Here is an 11,097-nt window from a genome sequence, read left to right as displayed (position 1 = left end):
GTTGCCTGGAAGGATCCCCGGGAAGGGGAAGGGGCAAAAACGAGACTTTGCCATGATCCTGCATCAGCCGCTTCTTCCAGTAATAAAACTGATGGAGCTTGAGACCGTGTTTTTGGCAATAGGCTTTTTGCGTAAGGCCGCTCTGGCGGCATCGGGCGAGGTGATGCTCCCAGAACCGACGTTTGGCTTTGGGATCGGACAGGTCTTGGCTTGGTGCGAAAAAACGATCTTCTCGGCTCTTCGTCGGATAAATTGCTTCTTGTGACATGGAATCTCCTTTCAAAAGATGGAAATTCTTATGCCACATCCCAACCACCCCGTGAAGATGCGGTTGTTTAGACGGTTACGGTATTTGGGAATCGGCAACTATCAGCTTGCTGCTCTTTTATCAATCTATGTGGCGCTGAGGGATGTCAGCATGCCCTTCCGCACCTGTCCAATCAATCTATATACTGACAGCCTCTACGCATTGAGTGTCCTGCAATACCGCTGCGATTGGAGGAAAAACCAGAAGTATGTGGATGCGGTTTGGAAGCTCAGGTGCCAGTTCCCCAAACTGCAGGTTCATCGGGTGAAAAAGCGGCGCCCACCAACCCTTTACCAAGTAGCCACCGAATTGGCGGTGGCGGCGGTGCTCACACGGGGCACCACCCAAACATACACATGACAACCAGGGCCTCCTCGTGAGGCCCTTTCCTATGGAGGAAAAACCATGCATAAAAAAATTACAGAGGCATTTAACCAAGCCTGCGAGGTCTTTGCAAAGAACCTCAGCGATTCTCTATCAAAGGTCATTGATCCTGAGTCGGGAACCAGTTCGTACAAGATTTTGAAGCCTGATGAGTTTGTCCAGGATGAACCCGGAATCGCGGTATTTTTCGGGGGTGAGGTTCTCATCGGTGACAGACCAGACTACCCAGAGCCCTTTCAAGTCTCAATCGAACTGACTTGGCTTACCTGGCAGGAGAAGATGCTTGATGAAATTCACTTGAAATATTTCAAGTACGAGAAAGAGTCTAAGCACAACCCTGAAAAGGCGAAAATTCTTTCCCACGTGGATAAGAATATTGAAGCCCTTGACATGATCAGAGATGAAAGATCCTTCTTGGTGCTTGCTCAGGAGACGCAAGAACTGCTGAAGAGCCTTAAAAAGTAAAAGCTATCAACCAACGTGCCCCGTGCGTTTCTTGGAAGCGTACGGGGTGCTTTATTATGGAGATCGAAAATGCCAAGACATAATTACATCAACGTGAGAGCAGAGGCAATCCACGGCATGCTCGAACTGGTAGGGACTGAGATCATGCCGATTGTCAATCCTCTTTACCCGGAATTCAATCGACTTAGCGCTCATAGGACCATTACGATGATTCTGAGCAACATGTTCAAACAGTGGTGCCGTGGACAAGAGCTTGAAATATCGCTAAGCAACAGCGCCTATACAAATGAAAAAATCATCCGTATGCCCGTTTGGTATAGGCCAAGCTATGTCTCTCGATGCCTAAAGGACCTTGAAAAGACCGGTTGGGTGATATTTGAAAGGCGGCATCAACGCAAAAATCGTCTGTCGTCTCTCGCCCATCCCCAACCCATATTGATCTTCAAGATCTTCGAGCAGATTCAATTTGCGCCGCCTGTCTTCGACAGGGACTTAGTTGTCTTACGAGAGGCCAAACAAAAAATAAGCTACATGGACGGGTGTACTTTGTATACAAAGACTGAGGTAGTTCAGGGACAGAAGATAATTCTTGTATCTTCAAACCCTTACGTGGCAAAAAACTGCAAATACATAACCGAGAACAGGCATTTTCTCGAAGAATTGTACAAATTCTTGTCGGGGTTTTTGATCACAGCGGCTCTGGTGCATAAGACCCCTAAATGGATTCGGGAGGTCGCCTACAATCATTTGAATGGCCGCATATCGTCAGGTATTAAAAGCCCCAAAGCTCTGGGAGACGCCATCATGGCCAAACCTTTGAACTGGAGGTTCCGGATTCGTGACGTTAGAATGTTTCGTTCCTTTAACGTGGATTTTCAGCATGGAGGCAGATTCTACGGCGCAGTCCATGAAAACCTGAAGAAGGACATTCGAAAGACGATCCAGATTGATAGTCAGGACACTGTAGAACTGGATTATTCGGGCCTCCATCTGCGGATGCTGTATCATTTAAAAGGGATGGACTACAAACAAGATCCATACGATATTCCTGATATCGACAGGACCTTGGTCAAAAAAGCCGCTATGATGCTCATCAACGCCAAGGGAGAGGGATCCGCGAAAAAGGCAGTACTTCAATACCTGCTCACGAAAGAAGACGACGAGGGGAATGAGTACAGAGTAAAAGATCCAGAGGGTGTAAATTCAAAATTGGCGGATAAGGTCATTGCATGTCTTAAACAAAAGCATCCACTTATTGCCAATGACTTTTTCACCGGCATCGGTCTGGAACTCCAATTTAGGGACTCAGAAATAATGAAGGGCATCCTGGAGGAGTCTATGCAGAAAAATATGCCCTGCCTACCCATCCACGATTCTGTCATATGTAAGCAGAGCCATCAGGAAGAAGTTCGAAGGATCATGATTGAGCAGTATAGAAGCAGGATTCATTTCGATCCTGTTGTGTAAATAGCTGTGTGAGAGATTTGAGATGAATCATCATCGTATATACAAATCTCTCATACAAGCACTATGTATTTTCAATGCTATTGGTATGTCTCTCTTTGTTTGTAAATCCCTATTATACCATTTCCTATTTCTATTGCAAATAATCACAGTTGCAGAGGCTTTTTAGGAATTGCGGCGTAATCCCCTGGAAGCAATCCTGAACCGAATCCATCACAGCATCAATATCTTCGTAAAACCGGTTGCGCAGGCTGTGCCGTTTAAGCCATTGCCAAAGACGCTCTACAGGATTCAGTTCCGGAGAGTATGGCGGCAGCAGCACGATTTCAATCCCAGAAGGCACTTTCAAATCGTCGCTTTTATGCCATCCGGCTTGATCCATGATCAAAAAGCAGGATCGCTTTTTTAGCGTTTTGTGCAAATAATCAAGAAACAGATTCATCATGGCGGTATTCACCCATGGCAGGATCAGGGTAACGTCCTCGCCGGATATGGGATTGACCGCGCTATACAGATAAAAATTCTTGTAGCCGGGGCAAATCACGGAAACAGGCCGCTCCCCCTTCTTCGCCCACCGCCTGCCAGTAACAGGTTGAAGCCCGAAGCGCCCTTCATCAAAGAAAAATACTTCAGCTTTAGGCCGTTTCCGAAGGATTTCAGGAATTTTTTTTAAAGTCTGCTTGGGCGGCAGCATCCCCCTTATAATGCCTGGGCCGAGGGGTTTTTAGTTTGCAACCTTCTTTGCGAAGCCAAACCCAAATAGTATTGATGCCAAGCGTGATGCCATAATGGTCTTTGATAGACTGCCTGAGTCGCTCCAGGGTCCAGTGGACCGGCTTCCCTTCCGGGGTTTCGCAGTTATCAATCCATTGCAGCACTTCCTGCTTCTGCTTCGGTGAAAGTTTGGAAGACTTCGCTCGGCGAGGTTTTGGATAAAGACCTTCCATCCCATCCTTTTCGTAGGATTTGGCCCATCGCCAAATGGTTTCCTTGGCTACGCCCATCACCTCCGCCACATTTCCTATCGGATAGGTGGCGGAGGCGGCAATAGCTCGAAGTTTCTGTATCACCTTATGCTGATCAAGGAGTTCCAGATCTTCGTTCGCCCTACGGGCAAGGTCTGCCGTAATTACTGATTTTGGTCGCGCCATAGATGGTACCTCCTTTTTCTGAAGGATACCATAAATTAATTGCATTTACAATAGGAAATGGTATTATATGGCCAAAAAAATAATTTTATGGTCTATATTTCAAAAGTCTATATGAAACAGCAACATATATAACCAACATCAATCCATCCCTCCAAAGAACGAAGCATAATTTTCAGATTTGTATACTGTGATTTGCGCGGTTTTAGGGCTTGGGCTTTAGTATGCTTCGCCTGCCAAATCATCAAGAACATCAATAACATTCTCTGTTCCTTCGTATTTAAGATATTTCTCAAACCCTTCTTGAAGCTGCTTCACCTGATTAACCTTATTGAACTGTCCTAGGTTAGTAAAATAATTCACCGCATGATCCATACTTTCCAAGGCTTTCTCGAAGGGGCTTATGGTAATAGGAAAATCAGGGCTAAAGCAATCAGGATCAACTTTTCGAAATCTCAGTAAATACAACAATAAACGGACAAGTTGAAAGTACAAATTCTTGAAATTGCCTTTGGTTTGCTCATTCTGAATTCTTTTCATTGCTTGAGTTGCAAAGGCTCGAGCTTGCGTCCTGTTGAGGCCTTGCTCCCCACCTTGCCTATACATCAATATGAAACAGATTGCCTTTGCCGCTTGATTAGGAAAAGGCTGCGCATTTTGACGAGTGTGCTCCATCCTCCATTTGATGGCATGGAAAAGGACCCAAATGTCATCTTTTTTTTGGAAAATTCTGCTACCCGATTCCAGCGCCCAGTTCAATTGTTGAGGCTTAACACGAGCCCTGTCAACAAGAATTTGTTTCACATGGGCAGCAATATTTGCGGGGGCAGAGGTGAATAACCAACCGGCTCGTGTAAAAACCTTGTTCAAAAGCTGGCTGTTACGATCCATGTATATTTTATAGAAGTCCGAACCGAACTTGGCTGCAACCCTTCTTAATAATTCGTTGCCTTCAGGAGTGCTGGCACTCCCGGTGTGATCAACCGAACGCAGCCACGGGGAAAAGCCGCAATAATCGTACTGATCCGTTCTTTTCAGCACGCTATCTCTAATCGCATCAATTGTGTTTACGTATTGATTGTCATTGATGGAGATATTCTCAAATCTTTCAACCAAGTTACTCACCGCAAGGAGGCAATCTGCGTTTGGAACGATAACTATTTCCTGCAACCGAGGCCAGCCTCTGTTAAGAGTCGGGATGGACGCAGTCCTGCGCATGGTCGAATAATTCAGTCTTACTGATTCCCCCTGTATAAACGAATTGTCGTGAGGAAGGAACTCCACTTTTGCTTGTCCGCTTGCAGGCTTCATGCGCACTCTTACATCCAATGGAACATCTTTGGGCGTTGGGGATGGAAAATCAACAGAGGCCTTGCGATACGGAGTGGTTTGCATTTCTTCAGATGAGGCTTCGCCAATTGCATCTGCTTCTCCCCCCTCCTGAAAGTAAAGATGGGCAAATGCCAAAGCATATTTTCCAATATGGGGATTTCGTTGAAAATGTAATCTTTGTTCTACTTTATTAACGCTGCCAAGTTGTTTGACAAATTGCCTGATTAAACGAGCTTCAAACCTGTTTATTCTTTCAAAATTTTTAGCATGAGAATCAAACGATTCATCATCCTCTGATAGGTTAGCTTCCAGGGAGCCTTTATTCAAATATATTTCAAGATTCTTTTTTCCCTTTTTAAGCTGAAATTTGCTTTTAATAGTGTCGACGAACTCAGTTCCGCCGGGAACTTCTTGCGAATTAAGCAGTGGAACCCAAACGTATTGCCCTCCCTGGCTGGCCAACACTGACACCTGGGGCATGGTGTCAAGGTATGATGGAATGCCTTCCAGAGTCCTTTTTCCGTATATGGCCGCCCCTTCAGCCACAGGGTCGACATTGCCAGGGCATAACCACAAACGGCCAGCTTCAGGCTCCGACAGATCCCCTTCAGTATCCAATCCGCGGGCTGTCAATTTTTTATATTGAGACGTAAGCCAGGTTGGCGCCTGCCGGGGGGCAAGAGGGCCGCATACAATCATTCCCCTCAACTTTCCATCCGGAAAGAGACCCCCCACGCGTTGGACTTCATTTCCCAGAAATTCTTCCACTGTCTGGTGATTATCTACTCCAACGCTTGATAAGGCGCACGACTTCCTGACTACGTCTCTCAACATTCTGCATGGAACAGCGTCAGCGCCTAAAACCTGTTCATGGATCTCAAGGCTTGGATTCCATAAATCCCAGCGCGTTTCTTTACTCCAAGGTTTCGGCAACTGGCTTTGATCCCACTCACTTCCTTTTATGGCCTCCCATATCTCGGGGAAGCCAGTGAACGCCTGCCAAAAAGCTCCGTAGTCGTGGTCGGCAACAATGGATTCAACAATATTTCCCGTCCAATCCATCCCGGTCAAATGGGGCAGTAAAATAGGGCGATCTCGTCGAGGTAAAATGTACCCTTGGTCATCATGCTTCTCTGCCTTAAGGCGAAATGTTGCGAACTCAAAAGCATCGGGACCTAAGTACATTACGTGGATATGATCATTTTGACAATCTGCTCCAAACATATCATCAAAAACACTATCTTCCACCACATCTAACCATGCTAACGCCGCTGCAACAGGTCGCCAAATAAGAATGGGATCCTGACAGCCTTTTTTTCTATAGTTAAAATTCCGTGATAGTTCCTTTAGGAGGGCATCTTGGCCAAACTCATCAAGGTTATCAGGGATTGCCACGACAGGTTGAATCTCATTCCCATTAAGTGAAGCCAAAGAAGAATTCAGAAAATTATTGATGTGAGTTGCCAGAATCCGTGGCAAAGAAAAAGATATTCCTTTGCCCACATCCCATCTGATTGGGCGATCCCCAGCCTCGACCAATGCCCTCCACGCGCAAGAGATAGGAGCCCTTCTAAGCGAACTATTCACCGCCACCCTAGCTTCTAAGGGCCAATAGAGACCTGTATGGATGCGTTCTTCTTCAGCCTCATCTCCTGTACGAATTTGGCCATAAGGTCGAGTAGGTAATACCGCATCGGCCATGTAAAAGCCGGTTTTCCGAATTCCACTATCGCTTTGATATAAGGCGTCACTAAGGCCAAAAGCAGAAATACCCACTGAGTTTTTCATATAATGGCCCCCAAAATATCTTCAATTATGGCGCTGATGCCGGCTAAAGCATCTGCCCAACAGCGTTGATCAGCAGCTGCTTGAACTACATGAACACCGTCCCCCATACCAGGATGCAATTCAGCATCTGGAAAGTCTATGTCGCTCGCCACCACAAAACCGTGCAGGGTTGGGGAATTTAGATCTCGGAGTTCGTTTCTAATATGTGAATGCATTTTAAGAGCCTTGCCTGCCGAGCGTCCAATTGCCTCCCAGCCAGGGTGGCTGCTGCTACCAGCCGTATGCACTGCCCAGACAGCTACAACAGCAGGACTGCCTCCTCGCAGCGGATGCAAGACAAGATAAAGATGCGCTCCAAGTCTTCCCAGCAAATTAGTGACCATATGCTCTCCAGCTTGCGCTGAATGAACAACCTCTAACGCAAATGCCTTATCTTTTGCATCCCCGTGGCGCCCTACAATGAATGGACCGGGCTCGGCGCCCTCTTTAACACGGCAGCCCAGGTGTTGTTCTTTCAATAAATGAATTACTGAGGTTGACTCCAGCTCGACGACGATTTCGCCTTTCTTGTCATTAATCTTTCTGGATAAGTCGTATAACGCAAAGTTTACAAAAAATCTGACCAAATCACTCCAGGTCCGGGATTGCCAATCCCAAAGGCGGTCTTCTTCATCCTCACGTCTTAATAGGCGTAAGTACTGTTTCCAGATCTGCTTGTAGCGGTAGTCGTTTTGAAGCACGTAATTGGGGCGCAGACCCACTTCTGGCTCCGAAACACTTTTTAAATGCTCAACCTGGTGCAATTTTGAACTTAAATTTTTAAAGCTATTTACCCTTTTTGCTCTTGTAGATTGTGAATGCTTAGCCGGGTCCACCTCAATGTTAAGATAGCGGTGACTCTCTTTGGCGCACCGAAAAAGGAAATCTTTAAGCACTCTGTTTTCAAGGGTGTCAAATGATTCGTTCCGCGCTACGGACAGCATTCGCTGATGATTTGCCGCCACCTTTTGAGGCACCGTTTCTCCCGGTTGCCGAACTATCCATTTGAGACACGAGTTGTCTATTTCTGTTACTCTTCCGGCGGGTTGCATGCGCCGCTCCCGTAATAAGATTTTGCGGGCGGCGTGAACGAAAACTGGTAAGCGGCTATGCATGCGCTCCGCAATATCCACAATGAGAGCTTTTCGCGGTTCTTCGGCATCTTTTTTGATATCCCCGATTATATCCTCAATTCTTGCCCAAGGTAGCTTGTTTTCGCGCTGTGTCCCTTTTGTTTCCTCAATCAAGTCATCAAAAAACTGGGACCAAGCCAGTACAGTCCTGGATAGTTTGGATTCTTTGAACTCGCCATCATCCATCGATTCCAGACGAGGTTGCGCCCCTTCCGGTTTAAGGCGAATTTTTTTCCTATCGCCCTCAGTATAAATGATGACATCGCCACCTTGTTTAGAAAGATTTTTACAAGAATTGCTTATTACTCCATGTGGGACCTCATACAGGCGACACATACCCGATAGCGTCTGAAATGCAGGTCCTAATGGGATGAAACGCTCATGGCGGCTTGATAGGAACAAAGAGGCGCGACTGGACAGAGACACCACCGGACTTCCATAAAAAGGGAAGATAGCCGCATCTGTTCTCAGGGCCGTGGTTTCTTGATTATCCTGCATCCCGAAAGACCATGGCCAAAGATGTATTTGCGCTTCAACCGTTTCGGACATTTAGACGGCATCCTCTATACACTTTCGAGTCACACCCCGCCACTGAAACATCCCCAGGCTTTCGCTTTCCTGGCGGGCGGAATCAAAGGCGCCTCCGAGTTCATTATCGTTTAAATCGGCCAGTACAGCCTCAACTTCCCCGAGGCATTGATTTGTTTTATCATCCCCCAGGTCTATTCCTCTCAATTTGGGAATAATTTTCAATTCCACCTGATCGGCAAAAGCAAGTTTGTGTCGGCCTTCTTCATCTACCCTAGGATAGTTTGCCACAAACTGTTCTATAGCCTGATTAACTCTATGGCCAAATGGTCTACCCACCATATCCAATGCGGAGTTTAGCTTACTTGTCCAATCGGAAACTTGGCCATGCCATTCAGCATTCTTATCAACTCCTTTTATCCAACCTTGCCATTGTCTGAATGGGAGATACTTTTCATTAACACGCTGACTATTATCATTGACCGGACCTGTTTGGCCCATCTCATCAGGCTTTCCAAATCTAATAACATTTGCCCGGTCAAGCACCTTATCGGACAGTGTCTGAGTGGTTTCATCCTCGTTCATCGTGCCAACGAAAAGGATATTATTCCCTGGCCATATCCGAAACGTATTTTTTCCTGGTCCGGCATCAAGTTCCAACTCAGCCTGGCTTCTTTCATGAGCTATGGATGGTTTTTTAACCTCTCGCCTGATTTCCAGCTTGGAAAGGAAATCACTAAAATAATATTCAGTCCTTGCGAGATTCATTTCATCGAGGAGGACAAGGAGCAGCCTGTCCTTAGCCCATTTGCTATTTAGCATAGCATACTGTTCTTCTTGAAAGTTATATGGGTCCATTCTTATAAGGGCTCTAGACAACTCTGTGGCTTTATATTCTTTCTCAAGATAATTGTAAAAGCCGAGCATATCCTGTGGGGAATCCCAACGCGGTTGTACAGCCATTGTCATCTGATGCATCCCCATTACCTTGGCATAACGAATGGGTAACAAGGTTTTACCAGTTCCGGAAACACCGCAAAGCACGGTTATTGGATTGATGTCATGGCATTTGAGTGATGTGTGAAATGCATCAATCACCCGTGGAGAAAAGATTAGGCCGTCTTCCTTTAGATGCCTTTTCAGTTCATCCAGCGCCTTTCTTTCATCTTCACCGCCCTTGGGGCCTGAGAATGCCTCTTTCTCCAAACAGGCTGGCGCCTTTTCAAGCAGGTCCGCATAAGCTGACAAAGAATCCTCATCAGCCGTAACGCCGCCTGTAATCGAACCCTCCAACGCCTTGACCTCTTTTTCAAGTACAGCTTTTTTTGCGTTCAATTCTGAAATATAGAATTCCAAATTTTGTCTGTCTTTACGTAGGGTTTTCAATTCAGTAGTGGCACGCTCATACTCTCTTAGCATTAGTTTAAGCTGCTGTTTCATCTTTCCTGTTTCTTGAACCTCTGATCTGAGGTTTTCAACCTCATTTTCTAAAACTGCCTTTCTCGAAGCCAATTCCATAATCTCAATTTTTTTAGCAGTGTGGTCTTTTTGAATTGCTTCCATCTGACTTTCAAGCTGAATAAGGGCTTTGCTTGCTTCATCCTTTTCATTTTGAAGTTTTTCTATTGCCTGCTTGATGACGGGAGCCTTTTCTTTGAGTTTACCCAATGATTCTCTAATCTTATCTTTTTCTGAAGATAAAGCGGCAACCTCCCCCCTAACTTCAGCTGCTCTTTGAAAAATTTCCTTTGCCTCTTCCTTCTTAGTTTGTAATTCAGCAAGGCGAGTCTCAATCACTTGCGCCTCAGCCCGCTTTGCTTCCAAATCTCCAATTTCTTTGGAAAGATTTTCTAAGACACGAGAAAGGTTGTGACGTTGATTCTCAAGCTCCCCAACTTCGTTTCGAAGCCCCTGGTTCTCATAGTCTTTAGTCGCGCATTGCTGTTCCAGGTCAGCAAGTAAAGCTCGTAAACGCTCCTGATCTTCTCGTTCTGCTTGAATTCGAAGCAGCTCTTCTTTATGATCCCGCAACCATTGCCTAAGCTCCGCAACATCCGCCTCTAAAGTCTGTTTTGTCGCAGCCAAATTTGCGACTCCGCCTGAGTCTTTTAATAGAGCTGCTTCACGATTTCGCCAATAAACATAGTAGCCTAACACAACCAAAAGAATAACAATGGTTGTTGCCCCCGAACTTTAACACCGCCAAAAACGGATATGGAGCATTTTCAGTGTGTTATAAAAACACCAATAGGGTTTTTCGTACTACAAACCTTATAAGCTCTTGATTTTAGGAAAGGATATTTCCAACTGAGTGTAAATCGCCCTGTGCTCCTCCTCCACGCGGGTCAGCACGGGAACCGCCATCCCATGGAGTTTTGCCTGTCCCGCCTTGATCTGCTGGAGCTTGTCTAAGGCGCGTGACGCTGAAATGGACAAAGGCGCCAAAGTCAAGCTCATGTATCTCTCCACCATCAGGGCAAGCACACAAATGAACACATGGGCGCGAATG

At 46.0% G+C, this 11,097-nt stretch carries 10 protein-coding genes; 3 read left to right on the top strand and 7 right to left on the bottom strand.

Annotation, left to right across the window (positions count from 1 at the left end):
* Window positions 1-268 (bottom strand): IS66 family insertion sequence element accessory protein TnpA (gene tnpA, locus G491_RS36170; protein ID WP_084511694.1); only part of this gene is annotated, 268 nt, incomplete at its 3' end.
* 30 nt (window positions 269-298) lie between these two features.
* On the opposite strand from tnpA, the gene G491_RS0125835 reads away from it, so the two are divergent.
* The 3 genes from G491_RS0125835 to G491_RS0125825 all read left to right on the top strand — a co-directional run bounded on the left by G491_RS0125835 (window position 299) and on the right by G491_RS0125825 (window position 2,623).
* Entirely contained in the window at window positions 299-667 is a 369-nt protein-coding gene (locus G491_RS0125835) for a ribonuclease H family protein (protein ID WP_028316590.1), read from the top strand.
* Between the two features lie 45 nt (window positions 668-712).
* Window positions 713-1,156 carry a hypothetical protein gene (locus G491_RS0125830; RefSeq protein WP_028316589.1) on the top strand — a complete coding sequence of 148 codons (444 nt, stop codon included), beginning with the start codon at window positions 713-715 and terminating at the stop codon, window positions 1,154-1,156.
* A gap of 69 nt (window positions 1,157-1,225) precedes the next feature.
* Window positions 1,226-2,623: a hypothetical protein gene (locus G491_RS0125825; RefSeq protein ID WP_028316588.1), complete on the top strand. Its 1,398-nt coding sequence runs from the start codon at window positions 1,226-1,228 to the stop codon at window positions 2,621-2,623.
* Window positions 2,624-2,753: 130 nt separating this feature from the next.
* On the opposite strand, the gene G491_RS32585 is transcribed toward G491_RS0125825, so the two are convergent.
* The 6 genes from G491_RS32585 to G491_RS32580 form a co-directional block, all read right to left on the bottom strand.
* Window positions 2,754-3,314, bottom strand: coding sequence for an IS630 family transposase (locus G491_RS32585; protein WP_051327528.1), 561 nt, complete (start codon window positions 3,312-3,314; stop codon window positions 2,754-2,756).
* Window positions 3,277-3,771, bottom strand: coding sequence for a helix-turn-helix domain-containing protein (locus G491_RS0125815; protein WP_028316587.1), 495 nt, complete (start codon window positions 3,769-3,771; stop codon window positions 3,277-3,279). Before G491_RS0125815 ends, G491_RS32585 begins: the two co-directional genes overlap by 38 nt.
* Window positions 3,772-3,987: 216 nt before the next feature.
* Window positions 3,988-6,888 (bottom strand): hypothetical protein, encoded by a 2,901-nt coding sequence (locus G491_RS0125810; RefSeq protein ID WP_028316586.1) that lies wholly within the window; start codon window positions 6,886-6,888, stop codon window positions 3,988-3,990.
* On the bottom strand, window positions 6,885-8,609 hold the full coding sequence (locus G491_RS0125805) for a DUF2357 domain-containing protein (RefSeq protein ID WP_028316585.1): 1,725 nt from the start codon (window positions 8,607-8,609) through the stop codon (window positions 6,885-6,887). The genes G491_RS0125810 and G491_RS0125805 overlap by 4 nt, the downstream gene beginning before the upstream one ends.
* Complete coding sequence (locus G491_RS0125800; protein ID WP_028316584.1) at window positions 8,610-10,673, bottom strand: hypothetical protein; 2,064 nt, start codon at window positions 10,671-10,673, stop codon at window positions 8,610-8,612.
* A 186-nt stretch (window positions 10,674-10,859) separates the two neighbouring features.
* Window positions 10,860-11,097: hypothetical protein (locus G491_RS32580; RefSeq protein WP_035220209.1), on the bottom strand; the 238-nt coding region annotated here is incomplete at its 5' end.

The organism is Desulfatibacillum aliphaticivorans DSM 15576 (assembly GCF_000429905.1).
Classification (GTDB): domain Bacteria; phylum Desulfobacterota; class Desulfobacteria; order Desulfobacterales; family Desulfatibacillaceae; genus Desulfatibacillum; species Desulfatibacillum aliphaticivorans.
The sequence above is the reverse complement of the archived record's forward strand: the minus strand, read 5'-3'. Positions and strand labels throughout refer to the sequence as shown.

Excerpts from the sequence above, each read along its gene's own strand:
- G491_RS0125835 (WP_028316590.1), top strand. The coding sequence starts at position 299 with ATGCCACATCCCAACCACCCCGTGAAGATGCGGTTGTTTAGACGGTTA.
- G491_RS0125830 (WP_028316589.1), top strand. The coding sequence starts at position 713 with ATGCATAAAAAAATTACAGAGGCATTTAACCAAGCCTGCGAGGTCTTT.
- G491_RS0125825 (WP_028316588.1), top strand. The coding sequence starts at position 1,226 with ATGCCAAGACATAATTACATCAACGTGAGAGCAGAGGCAATCCACGGC.
- G491_RS32585 (WP_051327528.1), bottom strand. The coding sequence starts at position 3,314 with ATGCTGCCGCCCAAGCAGACTTTAAAAAAAATTCCTGAAATCCTTCGG.
- G491_RS0125815 (WP_028316587.1), bottom strand. The coding sequence starts at position 3,771 with ATGGCGCGACCAAAATCAGTAATTACGGCAGACCTTGCCCGTAGGGCG.
- G491_RS0125810 (WP_028316586.1), bottom strand. The coding sequence starts at position 6,888 with ATGAAAAACTCAGTGGGTATTTCTGCTTTTGGCCTTAGTGACGCCTTA.
- G491_RS0125805 (WP_028316585.1), bottom strand. The coding sequence starts at position 8,609 with ATGTCCGAAACGGTTGAAGCGCAAATACATCTTTGGCCATGGTCTTTC.